The 19,541-nt window shown below is 75.7% G+C and carries 16 protein-coding genes; 4 read left to right on the top strand and 12 right to left on the bottom strand.

Features of this window, described 5'->3' with window-relative positions; translation table 11 throughout:
- Window positions 1-271: 271 nt before the first annotated feature.
- The 6 genes from RMN56_RS21325 to RMN56_RS21300 all read right to left on the bottom strand — a co-directional run bounded on the left by RMN56_RS21325 (window position 272) and on the right by RMN56_RS21300 (window position 5,318).
- A complete protein-coding gene (locus tag RMN56_RS21325) occupies window positions 272-1,264 on the bottom strand; it encodes a sulfite exporter TauE/SafE family protein (RefSeq protein ID WP_313719286.1) in 993 nt (330 codons plus the stop codon).
- 153 nt (window positions 1,265-1,417) lie between these two features.
- Window positions 1,418-1,888 carry an RrF2 family transcriptional regulator gene (locus RMN56_RS21320; protein ID WP_313719285.1) on the bottom strand — a complete coding sequence of 157 codons (471 nt, stop codon included), beginning with the start codon at window positions 1,886-1,888 and terminating at the stop codon, window positions 1,418-1,420.
- 70 nt (window positions 1,889-1,958) lie between these two features.
- Window positions 1,959-2,843: an acyl-CoA thioesterase gene (locus tag RMN56_RS21315; RefSeq protein ID WP_313719284.1), complete on the bottom strand. Its 885-nt coding sequence runs from the start codon at window positions 2,841-2,843 to the stop codon at window positions 1,959-1,961.
- The gene (pyk, locus tag RMN56_RS21310; RefSeq protein WP_313719283.1) at window positions 2,840-4,288 is read right to left on the bottom strand and encodes a pyruvate kinase; all 1,449 of its coding nucleotides are present in this window, start codon (window positions 4,286-4,288) and stop codon (window positions 2,840-2,842) included. The genes RMN56_RS21315 and pyk overlap by 4 nt, the downstream gene beginning before the upstream one ends.
- A 168-nt stretch (window positions 4,289-4,456) precedes the next feature.
- Window positions 4,457-4,858, bottom strand: a complete 402-nt coding sequence (locus tag RMN56_RS21305) for an FAD-binding protein (protein WP_313724817.1) — start codon at window positions 4,856-4,858, stop codon at window positions 4,457-4,459.
- Between the two features lie 94 nt (window positions 4,859-4,952).
- A complete protein-coding gene (locus RMN56_RS21300; protein WP_313719282.1) occupies window positions 4,953-5,318 on the bottom strand; it encodes a YciI family protein in 366 nt (121 codons plus the stop codon).
- A 194-nt stretch (window positions 5,319-5,512) separates the two neighbouring features.
- Here RMN56_RS21300 and RMN56_RS21295 point away from each other — a divergent pair, with 194 nt between their 5' ends.
- Together RMN56_RS21295 and RMN56_RS21290 are read left to right on the top strand one after the other, a co-directional pair.
- A complete protein-coding gene (locus RMN56_RS21295; RefSeq protein ID WP_313719281.1) occupies window positions 5,513-6,379 on the top strand; it encodes an aldo/keto reductase in 867 nt (288 codons plus the stop codon).
- Between the two features lie 76 nt (window positions 6,380-6,455).
- A complete protein-coding gene (locus RMN56_RS21290; RefSeq protein ID WP_313719280.1) occupies window positions 6,456-8,033 on the top strand; it encodes a GMC family oxidoreductase in 1,578 nt (525 codons plus the stop codon).
- Window positions 8,034-8,083: 50 nt separating this feature from the next.
- Here RMN56_RS21290 and RMN56_RS21285 read toward each other — a convergent pair whose 3' ends face one another.
- Entirely contained in the window at window positions 8,084-8,911 is an 828-nt protein-coding gene (locus RMN56_RS21285; protein WP_313719278.1) for a lipase family alpha/beta hydrolase, read from the bottom strand.
- A gap of 209 nt (window positions 8,912-9,120) precedes the next feature.
- On the opposite strand from RMN56_RS21285, the gene RMN56_RS32880 reads away from it, so the two are divergent.
- Window positions 9,121-10,470, top strand: a complete 1,350-nt coding sequence (locus RMN56_RS32880; protein WP_313719277.1) for a pentapeptide repeat-containing protein — start codon at window positions 9,121-9,123, stop codon at window positions 10,468-10,470.
- A gap of 22 nt (window positions 10,471-10,492) precedes the next feature.
- Here the strand turns inward: RMN56_RS32880 and RMN56_RS21275 are convergent, their stop codons facing one another.
- The 3 genes from RMN56_RS21275 to RMN56_RS21265 all read right to left on the bottom strand — a co-directional run bounded on the left by RMN56_RS21275 (window position 10,493) and on the right by RMN56_RS21265 (window position 14,337).
- Window positions 10,493-10,756, bottom strand: coding sequence for a DUF6244 family protein (locus RMN56_RS21275; RefSeq protein ID WP_313719276.1), 264 nt, complete (start codon window positions 10,754-10,756; stop codon window positions 10,493-10,495).
- Window positions 10,757-10,909: 153 nt separating this feature from the next.
- Entirely contained in the window at window positions 10,910-11,824 is a 915-nt protein-coding gene (locus RMN56_RS21270; protein WP_313719275.1) for a hypothetical protein, read from the bottom strand.
- Window positions 11,821-14,337 (bottom strand): FtsK/SpoIIIE domain-containing protein, encoded by a 2,517-nt coding sequence (locus RMN56_RS21265; RefSeq protein WP_313719274.1) that lies wholly within the window; start codon window positions 14,335-14,337, stop codon window positions 11,821-11,823. Before RMN56_RS21265 ends, RMN56_RS21270 begins: the two co-directional genes overlap by 4 nt.
- Before the next feature lie 192 nt (window positions 14,338-14,529).
- Between RMN56_RS21265 and RMN56_RS21260 the strand changes: the two genes are divergently transcribed.
- Window positions 14,530-15,951: an alkaline phosphatase PhoX gene (locus RMN56_RS21260; RefSeq protein WP_313719273.1), complete on the top strand. Its 1,422-nt coding sequence runs from the start codon at window positions 14,530-14,532 to the stop codon at window positions 15,949-15,951.
- 49 nt (window positions 15,952-16,000) lie between these two features.
- Here RMN56_RS21260 and RMN56_RS21255 read toward each other — a convergent pair whose 3' ends face one another.
- Entirely contained in the window at window positions 16,001-18,673 is a 2,673-nt protein-coding gene (locus tag RMN56_RS21255) for a type 1 periplasmic-binding domain-containing protein (protein ID WP_313719272.1), read from the bottom strand.
- A gap of 85 nt (window positions 18,674-18,758) precedes the next feature.
- Entirely contained in the window at window positions 18,759-19,352 is a 594-nt protein-coding gene (locus RMN56_RS21250) for a TetR/AcrR family transcriptional regulator (protein ID WP_313719271.1), read from the bottom strand.
- Window positions 19,353-19,541 lie beyond the last annotated feature (189 nt).

Raw genomic sequence — 19,541 nt, 5'->3', positions numbered from 1 at the left:
GCTCCGCGCCCCGTCAGGGTAGGACAACGCTTTCCCGCGACACAACCGCGCGCTCGGGTACGGGTACCAGCGGCGCACCGGCGCCCGGCGGTGGCGGCCGAGCGAGTGGACGGCGCCGGGCGAGCGAGTGGACGGCGTCGGGCTGCCAGACGCCCGCGGACGGACGGCGTCGGGGCAGACGCCCGCGGACGGACGGCGGCAGGCGGGCAGACGCCCACGGACCGAGGGCGTCGCGTGGGCGGGCGCCGCCGAGGGCGTACCCGCGGGTGGGTCAGGCCTCGACGGCAGCGGCGAGCCGGCGGGACTCCTCCGGCGCGCCGGTGGTGGCCTCGGCCACCGGGGTGACGGCCGGGGCGGGACGGTCGGCGGTCGGCGCGGCGAGGGCGGCCTCGGCGGTGGCCCGGGCCCGGCGGGTGCGGCGCAGCGCCCGCGTGGCCAGCACCAGGGCGACCAGCCAGCCGGCGCCGAGCACCGTGTAGGCCAGGGCGGGCACCGGGCCGCCCAGCTCGCCGGCGCGCAGCAGGGTGCGGGTGTTGGTCAGCACGATCACCCCGCCGATGACGGCGCCGAGCAGCTGTGCCGGGACGATGCGGACCAGCCAGGCGGCGATCGGCGCGGCGATCAGGCCACCGATCAGCAGCGCGGCCACGGTGGGCAGCAGGAAGCCCTCGGAGCCGAGGCCGATGAGGAAGCCGACGCTGGCCGCGCCGGCCACCAGGAACTCGGAGGTGTCGACCGAGCCGATCACCTTGCGGGGTTCCATCCGGCCGGAGACCAGCAGCGCCGGGGTGGCGACCGGGCCCCAGCCGCCCCCGCCGGTGGCGTCGACGAAGCCGGCGACCAGGCCCAGCGGGGCGAGGAAGCGGCTGCGCAGCCGGCCGGCGGCCCGGTTGGCGCGCAGCGGCCGCGAGAAGCGGACCAGCAGGTAGGCGCCGAGGCTGAACAGGATGGCGGCCATCCAGGGGGCGGCGGACTCGGTGGAGATGGAGCTGAGGAAGGTGGCGCCGGCGAACGCGCCGACCGCGCCGGGCAGCGCGATCCGGCTGACCACCCGCCAGTCGACGTTGCCGAACCGCCAGTGTGAGACGCCGGCGGCCAGGGTGGTGCCGATCTCGGCCAGGTGCACCGAGGCGGAGGCGGCGGCCGGGGCCACCCCGGCGAAGAGCAGCAGGGTCGAGGAGGTCAGCCCGTACGCCATGCCGAGCGCGCCGTCGACCAGTTGCGCGGCGAGCCCGACGAGGGCGAGGACCAGCAGCTTGCGCACGAGCGCCCCCTGACTTTTCGGTATCTCCTATCGACTTGGTCGACAATGCGGTACGAGAGCGCTCCGGTCAAGTCCCCCATCCGGTTGGTGGGAACGCGCCGGACGGCGCGGCGGGCGCGCGGGACGGCGGTGCCGGGGCCGCCGAGGGGAGCGTCAGCTCCAGGCGCTGGGGTCGGCCGCGAGGTCGTTGATCCGGCCGGGCAGGCTGCCGCTGGCCACGTCGGCGATGGTGACCAGTTCGAGGATCTCCCGCTCGCTGGCCCGCAGGGCGATCCACACGTCCTGCAGGGCGCGCGCCGCGCCCTGGTAGCCGAGCTGCTCCGGGCGCTGGCCGCGGACGTGCGCCAGCGGGCCGTCGATGACCCGGATCACCTCGGCGAGGGAGATCTCCGCCGCGGGCCGGGCCAGCCAGTAGCCGCCCTCGGGGCCGCGCTGGGCGTGCACGATGCCGCTGCGGCGCAACTGGAGCAGGATGCTCTCCAGGAACTTCGGCGGGATGTCCTGGGTGCGGGCGATCTGCTCGGCGGTCACCGGCCGGCTCCGCCCGGCGGTCGCGCCGTCGGCGACCGAGGCCAGCTCGGCGGCCGCGCGGAGGGCGTAGTCGACCCGAGCGGAGAGGCGCATGCCGGCAAGGTTAGTCCCCTGGTCAGCCGCCCGGTCTCCCGACCCTCGGCCGAACGGTCACGCTTACCGGTCAGGCGCCGACCCGGCGCAGCAGCCCCTCCTGCACGGCGCTGGCGATGTGCCGGCCGTCGGTGGTGAACATCCGGCCGGTGGCCAGGCCCCGGGCCCCGGACGCGGACGGGCTCCAGCAGTCGTAGAGGAACCACTCGTCGGCGCGGAACGACCGGTGGAACCAGAGCGCGTGGTCGAGGCTCGCGCCCACCACTCCCCCGGGCCCCCACACCTCGCCGTGCACCGACAGCACCGAGTCGAGCAGCGTCAGGTCGGAGGCGTAGGTGAGCGCGCAGGCGTGCAGCAGCGGGTCGTCGGGGAGCTTGCCGTCGAGGCGCATCCAGACCCGCTGGTGGGGTTCGGCGGGACGGTCACCGGGGCGTACCCAGCCGGGCTCACCGACGTAGCGCACGTCGATGGGGCGCGGGATCTGGCCCCAGATGCCCAGCCGCTCCGGGTAGCGGGAGAGCCGGTCGGTCATGGTGGGGACGTCGTCCGGGGCGGGCACGTCGGGCGGGACCGGCGCGTGGTGGTCCAGCCCCTCCTCCTGCCGCTGGAACGAGGCCGACATGAAGAAGATCGGCTTGTCGTGCTGGAGCGCCACGGAGCGGCGCACCGAGAACGAGCGGCCGTCCCGGACGTTCTCCACCTGGTATTCGATCGGCTCGACGGGATCGCCGGGGCGGACGAAGTAGCCGTGCAGGGAGTGCACGAAACGCTCCGGGTCGACGGTGCGTCCCGCGGCGACCAGGGCCTGGCCGGCGACCTGGCCGCCGTAGACCCGCTGCGGGCCCACCGGCGGGCTGATCCCGCGGAAGGTCATCCCGCCGGTCTGGTCGAGGTCCAGCACCTCAAGGAGCTGGTCCACCGCGGCCTGCCCGGTCGCCACCGGACTCCCACTCATTGAAGAGCCCGGGCCGAGGCCGCGTCGACCAGCGACCCGAGCTGGTGCACGCGCAGCGTGTTGGTGGAGCCGGGGGTGCCGGGCGGGCTGCCCGCCACGATCACCACGTAGTCGCCGGGGTTGGCCCGGTTGAGCCCGAGCAGCGCCTGGTCGACCTGGCGGAACATGTCGTCGGTGTGCTCCACGAACGGCATGAGGAAAGTCTCCACGCCCCAGGAGAGCGCGAGCTGGTTGCGCACCTCGGGCACCGGGGTGAAGGCCAGCAGCGGCAGGTCGCAGTGCAGCCGGGCGAGCCGCTTGACGGTGTCGCCGGTCTGCGAGAAGGCGACCATGGCCTTGGCGCCGATGGCCCGGGCGATCGAGGAGGCGGCCACGGTGAGCGCGCCGCCGTGCGTACGCGGGTCGTGCTGCAGCCGCGGCACGCCGATCGAGCCGGCCTCGGTGGTGGTGACGATCTTCGCCATGGTGCTGACCGTGAGCACCGGGTACTTGCCGACGCTGGTCTCGCCGGAGAGCATCACCGCGTCCGCGCCGTCGAGCACCGCGTTGGCCACGTCCGAGGCCTCGGCGCGCGTGGGCCGCGAATTCTCGATCATGGAGTCGAGCATCTGGGTGGCCACGATGACCGGCTTGGCGTTCTCCCGGCAGAGCTGCACGGCGCGCTTCTGCACCAGCGGCACCTGGTCCAGCGGCAGCTCGACGCCGAGGTCGCCGCGGGCCACCATGACGCCGTCGAAGGCGAGCACGATCGCCTCCAGGTGGTCGACCGCCTCGGGCTTCTCGACCTTGGCCAGCACCGGGCGGTGGACGCCCTCCTCGGCCATGATCGAGTGGACGAGCTTGATGTCCTCGGGCGAGCGGACGAACGAGAGCGCGATCATGTCGACGCCCAGGCCCAGGGCGAAGCGCAGGTCGTCGGCGTCCTTCTCCGACAGGGCCGGGACGCTGACCGCCACGTTCGGCAGGGAGACGCCCTTGTTGTTGGAGACCGGGCCGCCCTCGGTGACCAGGACGCGGATGTCGTTGCCGGTGACGTCGCTGACCTCGACCGCGACCCGGCCGTCGTCGATCAGCAGCCGGTCGCCCGGCTTCACCTCCTGCGGCAGCTTGCGGTAGGTGCAGGAGACCCGCTCCTTGGTGCCGAGGATGTCGTCGCCGGTGATCACCACCGAGTCGCCGGTGCGCCACTCGTACGGGCCGTCGGCGAACCTGCCCAGGCGGATCTTGGGACCCTGGAGGTCGGCGAGCACGGCGACCGGCTGCCCGGCCGCCTCGGCCGCCTCGCGGACCAGCCGGTAGACGGATTCGTGGTCCTCGTGACTGCCGTGGCTGAAGTTCAGCCTCGCCACGTTCATGCCCGCCTCGACCAGGCCCCGGATGCGCTCGGGGGACGAGGTGGCGGGGCCGAGTGTGCAGACGATTTTCGCGCGGCGTGTCACGCCCATCAGGCTAGTCTCTCCTCCGGGTCGACCTGCCGGCCGGCCCCTTTCGGACTGCGGAACAGTTGTCCAACGACGCGCGAGACCCGCGCCGGCGGGCGGTGTGGCACCGCACCGGGACGTCGTGTGTGGCGGGCATCGGCGACCGCGCGGCGGAAATCGTACCGCTCGCGTTCATCCCTCGGCGGAGCGCTCCCGGAGATCGACCGGCGCCACCCCGGCGTCGGCGTCCGTCGCCAGCCGGTGCCGGCCGCAGAGCGGGCCGTAGCCGCCGGCCAGGGTCAGCCCGGCCAGCCCGACCGCGCGCACCACGCGGGCGGCCACCACCCGGTCGTACGGTCGCAGGGCGGCCAGCACGTCGGTGGCCGTCGCCCCGCCGCCCACGGTGACCACCCCGGTGCCGGGGTCGAAGTCGACCCGGCGCAGGCCGGTGAGGTCGACGACCAGCCCGCCGGCGCGCAGCGCCCGGCCGGCCCGGTCGTGGCCGCCGGCGCGGACCGACAGCGGGAGCCGGCAGCGCCCGGCGACGCGGACCGCCAGGGCGACCTCGCCGGCGTCCCGGACGCGGGCGACCAGCGCGGGCGTGCCGGCGGGGGCGCCGTTCCAGAGCCGGACGGCGGCGGGGAACCCGGCGTCGGCGGGGGTGAGCAGGCGGTCGCCCGGACGACAGTCAGCTCTGCGCCTTGACGAGGGGGAACTCCAGCGAGCCGGCCGGGCAGAGGAAGGTGAGCACCTCGACCCGGTAGAGCCCGGCCTGCACGGCCGGGTCGGCCTCCATGACGCTGCGCACGTCGTCGACCGAGCCGGTGCGGGCCAGGCCGAAGCCGATCGGCGGGTCGGGCTCGCGGGCCGGGCCGTCCACCGAGCCGTCGACCAGGACGATGCCCCGCCGTTGCAGCGCCTGCATGTGCTGGATGTGCTCGGCCTGGAGGCGTTGCACGGTCTCGTCCGGCAGCGCCCGGCCCGACGGCCCCGGGTAGAGCACGATGCACTCGTACGTGTCGAGCGCGAAGTCGAGCCGTGGCGTCGCGGCCATGCGCACCTCCAGACCACCGTTGCGCCCAGCGTCGCACGGCGGGCCCGGCTCCCGGGGTCGCTCGCCGCAAACTGCCCGCCCCGCGCCGGCGGCCGGGGAAACACCGTCCCGGGACGTTGGCGGCGGCGATTCGCGGGAAAGACTCCCGGTCGGGGCGGCGAGCGCCGCCGACGACGACGCGCAGGAGGACCGCCATGGCGACCAGCACCGGGCCCGCGAAGGCCTCGGGCACCTACCGGATCGGTGGCGACCTTCAGGTCGACCGGCTGGGCTACGGGGCCATGCAGCTCACCGGCCCCGGGGTCTGGGGCGACCCGAAGGACCCGGCCGAGGCGGTGCGGGTGCTGCGCCGCGCGTACGAGCTGGGCGTCACCTTCATCGACACGGCCGACTCCTACGGCCCCTTCGTCAGCGAGCTGCTGATCAGGGAGGCGCTGCACCCGTACGGCGAGGACCTGGTCATCGCGACCAAGGCCGGGCTGACCCGCTCCGGGCCGGGCGACTGGCGGCCGGTGGGCCGTCCCGAGTACCTGCGCCAGCAGTGCGAGCTGAGCCTGCGCCACCTGGGCCTGGACTGCATCCCGCTCTACCAGCTGCACCGGATCGACGCGAAGGTGCCGCTGGAGGACCAGCTCGGCGAGCTGGCGCTGCTGCGGCAGGAGGGGAAGGTGCGGCACATCGGGCTCTCCGAGGTGACCGTCGAGCAGATCGAGGCGGCCCAGCGGATCACCCCGATCGTGTCGGTGCAGAACCTCTACAACCTCGCCGACCGCAGCGCCGAGGACGTGCTGGAGCACTGCGAGCGCAACGACCTGGCGTTCATCCCCTGGTTCCCGATCGCCACCGGCAACCTGGCCCGGCCGGGCGGCCCGCTGGACGCGATCTCCACCGACCACGGCGCGACGCCCGCGCAGCTCGCCCTCGCCTGGCTGTTGCGCCGGTCGCCGGTCATGCTCCCCATTCCGGGTACGTCCTCCGTGGCGCACCTGGAGGAGAACGTCGCGGCGGCCGAGGTGCGGCTCACTGACGAGGAGTTCGAGGCGCTCGCCAAGGCCACCTGAGCGGCCCCTTTCCGAAGCGTGATCGAACCGCTACCGTCAGGAGGATTCTCACGCCCGGGACGAGCGGGGGTCCGGAGTGGACGGTTTCGACTACGTGATCGTCGGTGCCGGGGCGGCCGGGTGCGTGCTGGCCAACCGGCTCAGCGAGGACCCGGGCACCCGGGTGCTGCTCATCGAGGCGGGCGGCTGGGACCGCAGCCCCTTCGTACGCGTGCCCAAGGCGTTCGCCCGGCTCATGGACGACCCGCGCACCGCCTGGCACTATCCGGCGACCATCGCACCGGGGCGGCACGAGACCTGGCAGCGTGGTCGGCTGATCGGCGGTTCGACCGCGATCAACGGCATGGTCTGGAGCCGGGGCGCGGCGGCCGACTGGGACGCGCTGGCGCCCCTCGGCTGGGGCTGGTCGACCATGGGGCCGATCTTCGCGCAGCTGGAGGACCACCCGGCGCGCGACACCGACGGCCCGGTCCGCCTGTCCGTCGCCACCGGCACCGACCCGCTCTGCGAGGAGATGCTGGAGACCGGGGCGGAGCTGGGCTGGCGCCGCGCCGACGACCTCGACGCCGACGACGGCGAGCGGATCGGCTACGTCACGGCCACCATCCACGCCGGCCGCCGGGTCACCGCCGCCGACGCCTTCCTGCACCCGGTGCGGCAGCGGCCGAACCTGACCGTCGCCGTCGACACCGTCGCGCTGCGCCTGCTGGTGGAGGGCGGCCGGGCGGTCGGCGTACGGGTCGCGCACCGGGGCCGGGAGGTCGACCACCGGGCGGCCGCCGAGGTGATCCTCGCGGCGGGCGCCCTGGCCACCCCGCAGCTGCTGCAGGTCTCCGGCATCGGGCCGGCCGACACCCTGCGCGCGGCCGGCGTCCCGGTGCTGCTCGACCGGCCCCGGGTGGGGGCGGGCCTGCGCGAGCACCGGCCGATCCCCCTGCAGTACCGGCTCGCCGAGCCCGGCGGCTACAACGCCCGGTTGGGCAGCCCGCTGGGCCAGGCCCGGGCCGCCCTGCGCTGGCTGGCCACCCGCGGTGGCCCGCTCGCCCTTCCGGTGCTGGACGTCGCGGCCCACGTCCGGTCCCGTCCGGAGCTGGACCGCCCGGACGTGCACCTGTTGATGGCGCCCTTCTCGGCGGCGCCACCGCGCCCCGGGCGGGCGCTGGAGCTGGAGCGGGAGCCGGGCCTGCTGTGCCTGGGCACGGTGACCCGCCCCGACAGCGAGGGCAGTCTCGCGGTCACCGACCCCGACCCCCGCACCCCACCCGCGATCGTGGCGAACTACTTCGCCACCGCGCACGACCGGCGGGTCGCCGTGGACGCGGTGCGCCTCGTCCGGGAGCTGTTCGCCACCGGGCCGATCGCCAAGCGGATCGCGGCGGAGACCCTGCCCGGGCCGGCGGCCCAGACCGACGAGGAGATCATCGAGGCCGGCCGGACGCACGGCTACTGCGGCTACCACGCCATCGGCACCTGCGCCATGGGGACCGGCGACGACCACGTGGTCGACCCGCAGCTCCGGGTGCGCGGGGTGGACGGGCTGCGGGTCGTCGACGCGTCGGTGCTGCCCGCGATGGTGTCCGGCTGGACCAGCGCACCGGTGACCGCGCTGGCCTGGCGGGCGGCCGACCTCATCCTCGGCCGGACCACCGACTGACCGGGGCTCGACGGCCGCCGGCGCGGCGACCGTCGAGCCGGGAACCGGTCTCAGAGCGCGAAACAGTTGGGGCGGATCGCGGCGCCGGCGAGCACCTGCCGCACGACGCTGTACGTGGTGCCGTCGAGGATCAGGCCCAGGTGGCCGACGATCCGCAGCGGGCACCACGCCTGCACCAGGACGTTGGTGGCGCCGTCGGCGAGGGAGGCGTTGTCGACCGGGCGTACCAGCTCGTCCTGCCAGGTCCGGACGGTGGTCCAGCGGACCGCGCCCGGGGTGTCGTCGCCGCCGTTGAGGTCGGCCAGGAGGCTGGACCCGATGGACATCTGCTGGCAGGCGACGATGCCCGCGCAGCTGCCCAGCCCCAGGAAGTTGACGATGTTGGCGACGTAGGTGCCCTGCTGCGGGCTGCCCAGGCTGACGTACTGGTCGACCTTGGCGGCGCCGCCGAGGAACGTGACGTACCAGCGGGAGACCAGGCCGCCCTCGGAGTGGGTGACCAGGTCCACCTTGGCCGCCCCGGTGGCGGAGCGGACCTGGTCGACATAGGACGACAGGGCCCGGGCGGACTCGCGGATGTCGCCGAAGCCGAGGTTCGGCAACTGGTAGATGGAGACCCGGTAGCCGTCGGCGCGCAGCCGGGCGGCGATCGGCTCGTAGGCGATGGAGACTCCGATCAGCCCGCCGACCACGACGACCGGGTCGGCGCCGGCGGCGGCGAGACCGGCGGCGTCGGCCCGGGTGGCCTCGGCGTTGCCGGCGGCGGTGGGTTCGGTGGTGGTGGCCGTTTGGGTGGCGGGCTCGGCGTGGGCGGCGGTGGCCGGGACCAGCAGGGCGGTGACGGCGGCGGTGGCGGCCAGGATCGTTCGGAGCAGCATGGGCTGCACCTCCGGTGGGAGGCCCCGGATTTCCGGGAGACGGGTGGGGGGATCCGATCGATCGTGGAAACGATGATGCGTGTCCGATTTCACAGACGTCAATGGAAAGTTACGCGCTGGTAACCCGATGTTCCGCAGGGGGCACAAACCGGCGTATCCGGCGTCCGGCGGTCCCCCGGCCCGCCCGCCCAAATGGCATGCTGAGCGCCGTGTCCACCCCACCGCCGCCGGAGAAACCGCTCCGGGTGATGCCGTGGTGGTTGGCGCTGCTCGGGCTGCTGCTGGCCGTCCTGCTCGGCTGGCTGGTCCTGGACTGGCTGCTCGGCGAGGCCGACCGGGCCGCCCAACCGGACACCCGGGCCACGCTGCGCGTCGACGCCATCCGCACCGGTCTCACCGTGGTCGCCGGCACCGGCGGCGGGCTGGCGCTGCTGCTCGCCGCCCGTCGACAGTGGATCAACGAGCGCGGGCAGCGGCACCAGGAGGCCGTGGCCGCCCGGGACCAGGCGCACCGCGACCGGGTGCAGGCGCACGCCGAGGCGGTCGCCTACGCCGGTCAGCGGCACCAGGAGCGGCAGGCCGCCGCCGTCGAACACGACGCCGCCGAGCGGCGGCTCACCGAGCTGTACGTCCGGGCCATCGAGCTGGTCGGCAGCGACAACCCCGCGGTACGCCTCGGCGGCCTGCACGCCCTCGAACGGCTCGGTCAGGACAACCCGGAACAGCGGCCGACGATCGTGGCGGTGCTCTGCGCGTACCTCCGGATGCCGGCGCCCGACGACCCGCGCGAGACCGAGGTGCGCCGCACGGCGCAGCGGATGCTCGCCCGGCACCTGCGCGCCGACGGCGACGACTGGTGGCCCGGCATCGCGCTGGACCTGACCGGCGCCCGGCTGCACGACTTCGACGCCGCCGGCTGCACCCTCGTGGACCTGGACCTCACCGGCGCGGTCTGCACGGGCACCACCAGCTTCGCCGGGGCGGTCGTCCGCGGCCGGCTCCGGCTGACCGCGGAGTTCGCCGACGCCATCTTCGAGGACCTCACCGGCGACGCGGAACTCGTGCTGGACGACGCCCGCTTCGCGGGCCCGGTGAGCTTCGACCGGGCCGACCTCGGCGGCACGCTGTCCTGCCGCGGGACGAGCTTCGGGCCGGTCTCCTTCCGCGGCGCCACGCTGCGGCAGCCCAGCAGCTTCGACCGGGCCCGGTTCGCGGGAAGCGCCACCTTCCGCGAGGCGGCGTTCCTGGCCGGACTGTCCATGGAGCACACCACCTTCGCGGCGTACGCGGGCTTCCGCCGGGCCCGGTTCGCCGACCTGGCGCTGTTCCGCTGGACCGAGTTCGGCGCGGAGGCCTGGTTCGAGGGGGCCCGCTTCGAGGGGGCCGCCAACTTCGGCCGGGCCGTGTTCCACGGCCGGGCCAGCTTCGAGGGGGCGACACTGGCCCGCCGGCCGCTGGTCGACCAGGCCCGCGCGTCGGCGTCCGTGACCCACGACTGGCCGGCGGACACCACCGTCGGCCGGCGCGACGACGAGTGGCTCGTCCTCACCGACCCCTGACCACCGGCGGGGGTGGGCGCTCTCAGCTACCCAGCGCCTGGACCTTGGCGATCGTCTCCTGCACGTGCTGCCGGGCCGGCTCGCCGCCCTGCGCAGCCTGGGTGAGCGCCTGCCGGTAAGCGTCGATCATGTTGAGCAGCGGCCCGGCCGCCACGCCCTCCAGCGCGCCCGCCACCAGAGCCCGGGCCTCGGCGGCGTCCTGCGCCGCGGCGGCCGTCCGGGCCTTCGCCTCGTCCAGCTTCTGGGCCGCCGCCGCCAGCCTCGCCATGATGTCCGCTGCGCTCACGCGCCCTCCCCACGTCGCCCGGGTCGACCGCAGCCTACGAGACGACGGCGTGCCCCGCGACCACCGCACGCTGCGGCACCCACCGGCCGGGCGGGGCGCGACGGCCGGCAGAGCCTCGTGTCGCGGCGTGATCCCGTCCGGCCCACCTCCTGATCAGCTGAGCAGCCGGAACACCACCAGGTAGAGGCAGAACAGCGACGGGGCGACCAGCGCGCAGATCACGAAGCCCAGCGGCAGGTACCGCCCCGGCGGGGTGTCGCCGCCCAGCACCGGGCGGCCCCAGCGCCCGAGCACGAGGTGGCCGGCCAGGAAGGACAGCAGCGGCACTCCCGCGCACGAGACGGCGGCCACCAGGTCCAGCCCGGTGGCCGGCAGCGGCGAGCCGATCAGCGCCACCAGCATGAGCAGGGAGCCGGCCAGCGCGCAGGCCGCGTACACGGCGACCGCCCGGGCCGGCGCCGACCAGGTGGGCAGCAGCACGGGCCTCCGCGCCAGGGCCTCGGCCTGCTGCCCGTGCCGGTCGGCCTCGTCGGCCAGCCGCGCGGCCGCGGCCAGCTCGGTCGCCGGGTCACCCGCGCGCGGACCGGGCACCGTCCCTTCGGGATACGCCCCGACCCCCGGCCGCCCCGGCGCGGCGGCTGCGCCGCCGGTCACCCCGCCCCCGGTTCCGGGCGCCTCCGCGCCGGGCGGCACCGGCGCGGCCGTTCCCGCCGCGGGCACGACCGGTCCCGCCGCGGGCCCGGCCGGACCCGGGACCGGCGAGACCGAACCCGCCGCACCCGCGGCCGGTGTCGCGGCGGGCTGGGCCGACGCCGCCGTGGACGGGGCGCCGGCCGGGACCGTCGCCGCGTCCGGGGCCTCGGCGGGTACCGACCGCATCGGCAGGTCGATGGCCTGCCCGAGCTGGTCGAGGCGCTGCCCCTGCGCGGCGAGCCGCCGGCCGAGCTGGTCGACGGTGGACTGCAGGGCGCGCCGGCGTTCGGCCTCGGCGGCGACCGCCCGCTCGCCGCCCCGCTGCCGGGTGGAGAGTTCGCGGAGCAGGGCCGCGTACTCGTCGAACCCGGTCACGACTCGTCTCCGTCGCCGACGAAGGGCACGACCAGGGCGGTGCGGTGCTCGTGGCGGTCGACCAGCAGGGCCCGGCCGTCGCGCGGGGCGTAGGTGAGGTCGTGCACGCCCAGGTGCAGCCCCAGGTCGGCGGCGGGCACGTTCAGCGCGACCAGGCAGGCCACGTCGTCGCGGTTCTGGCTGCCGCCGAGGTCCTCGACGAGCCGGCGCAGCCCGCGCCACCAGCCGAGCAGGTGCACGCCGTGCGCGGGGCCCTGGCGCAGCACCGTCCGCAGGTCGTCGTGGCCGGAGCGGAACGTCTCCGGATCGGCCGCGGCGAGCGCACCCGCGGCGGCGTCCATCCCGAACACGACCAGGTAGGTCCGGCGCGACTCCGGGGCGGGCGGGCCGGCCAGCTCGGCGAGGTGGGCGCGCAGCGCCGCCGCGTCGAGGCGGCGGACCGGGTGGCCGGCCGCGGCCAGGGTCATGGCCAGGTCGTCGGCCGTGCCGGTGGTGCCGGGCGCCAGGGGGACGAACAGGAAGCGGGCCGTGCCGGGGGCGTGCTGCCGGGCCAGGCCGAGCGTGGCCGCGCGGAGCACGTCCGCGCCGGCGGCAGCGGTGCCGACCACGGCGAGGTGCCGGCCGGGCACCGGGTCGAGGCGGAACGCGGCGGTGCTGCCGGCCACGTCGACGGTGCGGCCGACCAGGGCGAGCGGCGGGTCGGCCCCCGGGGCCAGGCCGGCCCAGGTGGGGTCGTCGGCGAGCCGGGGGGTCTCGTACCCGCGGAAGACGGCGGGTGGGCGGGCGCCGGCCGGCCGGGCCGCGAACAGCTCGTGGCGCAGGGCGGCGAGGTCGGCCGCGGCGGCGTGCGCGTCGGGGAAGTGGACGTCGGTGTCCGCGCCGGCCGTGCCTCCGGCGGTGTTGACCACGGCCGTGCCGAGGGTCAGCGCCTTCGCGGCGTCGTTGAGCGGGTCGAGCACGCCACCCCCGCCGGGCAGCGCGACCCGGAGCGGGAACTGACCGAAGATCGCCTCGGCCCGGCCGTAGAGCGCCTCGATGCCGGTGGTGCTCTGGCTGGCCAGCACCAGGTGCAGGCCGTACGAGCGGCCCTTGCGGGCCAGTTCCTCGATGAGGTCGACGGCCTGCCGGGCGAGCGCGTCGTTGCCGGCGAACAGGACCTGGAACTCGTCGACCACGGTGACGATCCGGGGCGGCCGGGCGTTCGGCGGCAGGTCGGCCAGCTTGGTGACGCCGTGCCGCTTGAGCAGGTCGGCCCGGCGGGTCAGCTCGGCGCGCAGCTCGCGGAGCACGGCCACGCCGTACTCGCGGTCGGACTCGATGCCGACCGCGCGGGCGTGCGGCAGCCAGGACGGGTCCCGCTCGGTGGGCACGAACTCGGTGAAGCTGACGCCCTCCTTGAAGTCGAGCAGGAAGAGCTGGAGCTCGGCCGGGGAGTAGCGGGCGGCCAGCCCGTAGAGCACGTCGAGCAGGAACACCGTCTTGCCGGCGCCGGTGCGCCCGCCGACCAGCCAGTGCGGGGTGGCGTCGTCGAAGGCCACGGTGACCGGTTCCCGGGCGCGGCCGAGCACGGTACGCAGGCCGGTGGCGGACGACTCGGCCCAGCGCCGCTCCGGCAGGAGGTCGGCGAAGCTGACCGTGGTGGCCCGCCGGACGGCCTCGGCGAGCCGCCGGGCCAGCGCGGTCACGGTGGCGTGGGACGGGTCCCCGTCGAGCAGGACCGGGGCGGCCAGGCCGCTGCCGTCGGCGCTGAACGGCCGGCCGGGCGGGTCGCCGACCAGGGCGTACCGCTCGTTGAGCCGGAGCTGGGTGGTGGCGCCCAGCGGCGGGGCCTCGGCCGGCCCGGCCGCCGGGTGGCCGGCCAGCAGCACGCAGACCGCCGCGGCGGGCCCGGCGTGGGTGAGCGCGGCGAGCCGGGCCAGCTCGCGCGGCGGCGGGGCGGACGCGGCGACGACCAGCAGCAGCTCCCGGTCCTCGGGCGCGGCCCGCTGGGCGGTCCGGGCGTGCCGTTCCGCCGCGTCCAGCAGGGCGGTCGTCTCCGCGACGGTGGTGGCGGTCGGGCCCAGCGCGCCGGCGTCGAGCAGCGGGCGCAGCGGCAGGAACGCCGCGCCGAACGCGGCCGGGTCGATGCCGGCCACCCGGACCGTGCCGGCCGGCGCGGCGGTGAGCAGGCGCACCACCAGGGCCCGCAGCAGCTCGCCCACCCGGGGGTCCCGCGCGTCGGTGTCTATCGCAAGGTGGGCGCCGGCGCCCAGCGGCACCAGCACGGGGAAGCCGCCGTCCACGGTGGTCGCCTCGCCGAGGCGTACCGGAACGGGGTGGGTGGCGGCGCGGGCGGTGCCGGGCACGGGACCGGCCAGCTCGCCGCCGAGCCGGGCCAGGCGGGCGACCAGCTCGGGGCTGCCGACGGGCGCCGGACCGGCGGCGGCCAGCGCCCGCCGGGCGGTCTCCCAGCGGCGCAGGGCCTGCCGGTGCAGGGCGACCGCCTGCCGGTACGCCGTCGCGAGCCTGCCCACCGTCCGCCCTCCGACGCCGCCGTACCCGATCGGGGGAACCCTAACGGACGCGCGGCGACCCGGCACAGTGCGCGGCGCGCACCCGACGTTGGTCCACTGTTCATCCCCCGGTGGCGGTCGGCGCCGGACGCCGTTTCCGGGGCCCGACTTGCCTCTGTTCCGAAGCAACGCTGTGAACAGGAAGGCGACGACGTGACCTCCTCCCCCATCTCCCGCCGGGCCGTGCTGCACGGTGGCGCGGCCGCCGGTCTCGGCATCGTGGTGGCCGGCAGCCTGGACGCCATCGCCGGTCCGGCGGCGGCCCGGGCCGCGTGCCGCCCGGCGGTCGGCTACGGCGACCTCGTGCCGGACCCGGCCGGCCTGCTGGCCCTGCCCCCGGGCTTCTCGTACACCATCGTGGCCCAGGCGGGCGTGACCCTGCTGGAGTCCGGCCAGGCCACCCCGAGCGACGCGGACGGCACCGGCTGCTTCCGCTCCCCCAACGGGTCGGTGCTGGTGAACAACCACGAGATCGGCGGCGGCGAGCCGTTCCCGGTGCCGGCGCTGGCCGGGCTGACCTACGACCCGGGCGCGCGTGGCGGCACCACCACCATCGAGGTGGACGGGCGCGGCCGGCGGCTGCGCGAGTACGTCAGCGTGGCCGGCACGCACAACAACTGCGCCGGCGGCATCACCCCGTGGGGCACCTGGCTGACCTGCGAGGAGACCGAGCAGAAGGCCGGCGGGCAGTACCTGAAGGACCACGGGTACGTGTTCGAGGTGGACCCGCACGACCGGGCTGCCAACCAGAACCCGGTGGCGCTGAAGTTCCTCGGCCGCTACTCGCACGAGGCCGTGGCCGTGGACCCGTACACCCACGCCATCTACCTGACCGAGGACGCGGGTGGCCCCAACGGCCTCTACTTCCGCTGGACCCCGCCGGCCGGCTTCCGGGCCGGCAAGGGCGCGCTGCGCGCGCTCGCCCAGCGCCCGGACGGGGACACCGCCGGCCGCCTCCAGGCGATGAGCTGCTTCCGGGGCGGCCAGCACGTCGCGGACCTGTCGGAGGCCACCACGCCGGGCACCCGCTACAAGGTGCAGTGGGTGGACGTGCCGGACCGGGACGCCAAGACGGTCTCGGTGCGCAAGCAGTTCACCGACGACGAGGTGACCCGCAGCCGCAAGCTGGAGGGCGCCTGGTGGGCCGACGGCGGCGCGTACTTCGTGGCCAGCTTCGCCCGGCACGACGACGGCAGCGTCAACGAGCACGACGGCCAGGTCTGGTTCTACGACCCGCGCACCGAGACGGTGACGCTGAAGACCATCTTCGGGGTGAACACCGACCCGGAGGCCGACAACGGCAACTTCGACGGGCCGGACAACATCACCGTCTCCCCGTACGGCGGGGTGATCCTGGCCGAGGACGGCGAGGGCGTGTCGCACCTGGTCGGGGTGACCGAGCAGGGCAAGGCGTACCCGCTGGCGCGCAACGAGCTCAACGACAGCGAGTTCACCGGCCCGACGTTCAGCGCGGACGGGAAGATCCTGTTCGCGAACATCCAGTCCCCGGGCTACGTCTTCGCGATCACCGGCCCGTGGGGCCGGCCGAGCAACGCGGATCTCGCCGCGTCCTGATCCGACGGCGACGGCCGGCGGCGCCTGGGGGCCGCCGGCCGTCGCGGCGTCAGCCGGGGCGGCAGCCCGGGTCGGGGCCGCCGTCGGCCACCCCGCAGGCGAACACCTCGACCGGCGGGGTGGCCACGTCGGGCACCCGGGCGACGGTGAGCAGCGCCAGCCGCTTGGCGACCGGCTCGCCGGAGTCCGGGGCGTACCGGACCAGGCCGCCCACCCCCGGGTAGCCGCCGGCGGCGTTCTGCCGCAGCACCTCGGCGTGGACCCCCACCGGGTTGACCGCGTGGGGGTCCCAGCGCCGGCCGGTGTCGGCGTGCCGCAGCCGCGCGGCGAGGCTCTCCAGGGCGCGCACCACCATCATCGAGGCGTCGTAGGCGAGGCTGACCCGCTCGCCGACGGGCGCGTCGGCGCCGTCGCGGCAGCGCGGCGGGTCGAGCAGGTCGTCCGCGCCGATCCAGGTGAGGAAGCTGCCCCGGGCGTCGTCGCGCCGGGCCTGCGCGGCCCGCAGCGCGGTGCAGGTCGCCAGGGCGGCCTTCGACACGTACGTGACCGGCAGGTTGCCCGGGGCGCTCGCCCGCAGCCCCGGGTTGGCCATGTAGCGGTTCACCGAGTCGTCGGCGACCAGGTGGCGGGGCGGGTCGGCGCCGCACTCCTTGAGCGCCCGCAGGAACCCGTCGAACTCCGACCAGCGCCCGGCGAAGAAGAGCATCCCGCGGTAGCCGCACTCCTGGGTCATCCGCCGCCCGCTGCGCCACTCGTCGAGCCGGGTGAGCCGGGGGCCGAACCGCTCCCGCAGCCCGTCGACCAGGGTGGCCACGTAGAGATCCTGGTCCAGCGAGCTGCCCTCGCCGGTGGTCCAGTAGACGTGCGCCTCACCCACCCGCAGCACCTGCCGGGCGTACGTCTCGATCATCCGGGCCTGCTCCCGGTTGGGCGCCGACATGGCCAGGTAGAGGCTCGAGTTGGCGTCCATCCGGTCGGCCGAGAGGGTGGGGGCGAGCACCGGCAGGCCGACCCGGTTGAGTTCCCGCAGGGCCGACGCCGTGCTGGTGCGGCTGTCCACCAGCCCCACCACGCCGAGGACGGTGGGATCGTCCCGGGCCAGCCCCTCCAGCAGCCGGACCGCGTCGCCGGCGTGCCGCATCTGCCGGCCAGCGTTGGCCACCACGATGTGCAGCAGCGCCGCGTCGTCCGCCGCCGCCGACTCCTTGAGCAGCGCGTACTGGGCGGTCGCCATGCCCTCCAGCTCCTCGCGCTCGGAGACGTACGACTCCTCGTCGGCGCGGGTGCGGTTGCCGGTGAGGCTGCCCAGGTAGACCAGGGTCAGGTAGGGCCGGCGGTGGTCGCTGCGCCGCCACACCTCCTCGGCGGCCCGGTTCTGTGCGAAGATCCGCCGCTGCACCGCGCGGAGGCGGTCCTGCCCGGGCTCGCTGTTGAAGACCTGGCCGGAGGTATCGCTGTAGCCGACGCACTCGCCGTCGACCAGCCGCACGCTCACCCGGTCGGTCGGCCACGGGCGGCAGTCCGGTGCCCACCGCCCGGTGGCCCACACGGCCACCCCGGCCAGCAGCACGAGGACCACCGCGGCCGGCAGGAACCGCCGCGACCACCAGGGCGGTTCCGGCGCGACCAGCCCGGGCGGGGCAACGCCCACCGGGGCGCCGACGTCGTCGCCGTCGATCCGCAGCACCACGAGCCAGGCGCCCGCGCGGCGCAGCCGCCGGATCTCCGGCAGCGCCTCGGCCCACTCCTCGTACGCCTCCTCGGCCTGGGCCACGGGCCGGGTGGCGGCCCGCTCCGGGGGCGGCCCGGTGGCGACCGCCACCACCAGCAACGGGTCGTTGCGGCCGGTCTCGTTGCGCACCTCGTCGAGCAGCCGGACCAGGGTGTGCCCGACGTTGTCCGGGCTCACCCCGTCGAGCAGCAGGACCGGGTACGCGGTGCGCCGCCAGTCACCCGGCCGCCAGAACCGCCTCCGGTACGCCTGCCGCAGGTCCTCCAGGAACGCGTGCAACAGCAGCTTCTGCACCTGCGCCGGGTGCTCGCCGTCGCGCCAGCCGGCGGTGAGCCGCTCGGCGAAGCCGAGGAACGTCACGGACTGCCGGGGCGCGAGGTACTGCTGGCGCATGAACCACCGGTACTGCCGCCCGAACACCGGCACCCGGCCGGAGACGGCGATCCGGAAGAGCACGCTCGGCATCGCCCGGCGCAGCAGCCAGAGCAGCACCTGCAGCGCGGTGCCGACGGCCGACCCGCCGCCCACCTGGGGGTCGTCGCCGGCCCGCCGGCCCCGCCAGTCGCGCAGCCGGTGGACCAGCGCGGCCCGGCCGCCGTCCGCGGCGTCCACGTCGACGGCCAGGGTCTGGTGCATCAGCCAGTCGGCGAGGGGGTAGTGCCGGAACCGCAGCCGGGCCGCACCGAACGCCTCCACGGAGAGCTGCCGGTGCAGCTCGCGCAGCACTCCCGCGACGTCGTCGGGCCCCGGCCGGGCGGTCAGGTCCAGCACGGCGTGCGGCACGCGGCGCCGGTCACCCCGGCCGACGAAGCGGCGCAGCAGGGCGCCCACGACGCCGTCCTCCGCCGGGCGGACCAGCCAAAGCAGGGGCAGCCGGCGGTCGCCGCGGCGGGGTCGCCGGAGCAGTCGCGCCAGCAGGGAGAGCAGTTCGAGGCCGCCCGCGGGGAGCTTCTCCCGGGCCGGCCGGGACCGGGTCGCCGGTTCGCGCATGGTCTCCTCCGGGTGACGGCGGGTGTCGCACCATTGTCGACGTCCGGCGCAACGCGGGGATACCCCTGCCGTCCCTTTTGGACCCTCAGCGGGAGGTGGCGGGGTGGCGCAGGCCGTCCAGGGCGATGGTCAGCACGCGGTCGCGCTGGGCCGGCTCGAAGAACTGGTACGCCATGATGCCGCTGACCAGCCGCACCACGTCGTCGAAGGTGGCGTCCGGCCGGGCCACCCCGGCCTCCTGGGCGCGGCGCAGCAGCGGCTCGCCGGCGGCGTAGATCTCGGTGCGGCAGCTGCGGAACACCTCGGAGTCGTGCACCAGCTCCTCGGCGAGGGCCCGCTTGGTGCCGACGTAGGCGACGAACCGGTGCAGCCAGGCGACCAGGGCTTCCCACGGGGGGCGGTCCGCCAGGTCGGCGGCGGAGGCGCTGAGCGCGCGCACCTCCTCGACGTAGACCGCCTCGAACAGGTCGCGCCGCTTCGGGAAGTTCCGGTAGAGCGTGCCGATGCCCACGCCGGCCCGCCGGGCGATCTCCTCCAGGGACGCGCCGGCGCCGTACTCGCCGAACACCTCCTGGGCGGCGGCGATCAGCGCCTCGTAGTTGCGCCGGGCATCGGCCCGCTTCGGGCGCCGGGCGAAGACCTCGCCCAGCTGGTCCGCGCTGGCCATGACGGGCGTCACCCCTCTCCCCTTGCAAACGGAGGCACCCCTCCGCTACGTTAGTGGAGGCACCCCTCCGGAACTGACCGGAGCCTTGCCTCCGGATAGCTTACTCCGGCTTTCCCCGCCGATCCCACCCGCCGCGGTCGGCGAACCAGACATCGGACCCGGGAGGTCCCACCATGCCCGCAACCCGCTGAGACACCCCCT

Origin of the sequence: Micromonospora halotolerans, from assembly GCF_032108445.1 — a bacterium.
Taxonomy (GTDB): Bacteria; Actinomycetota; Actinomycetes; order Mycobacteriales; family Micromonosporaceae; genus Micromonospora; species Micromonospora halotolerans.
Note: the sequence above shows the minus strand (reverse complement) of the source record. Positions and strands in the feature narration are given on the sequence as shown.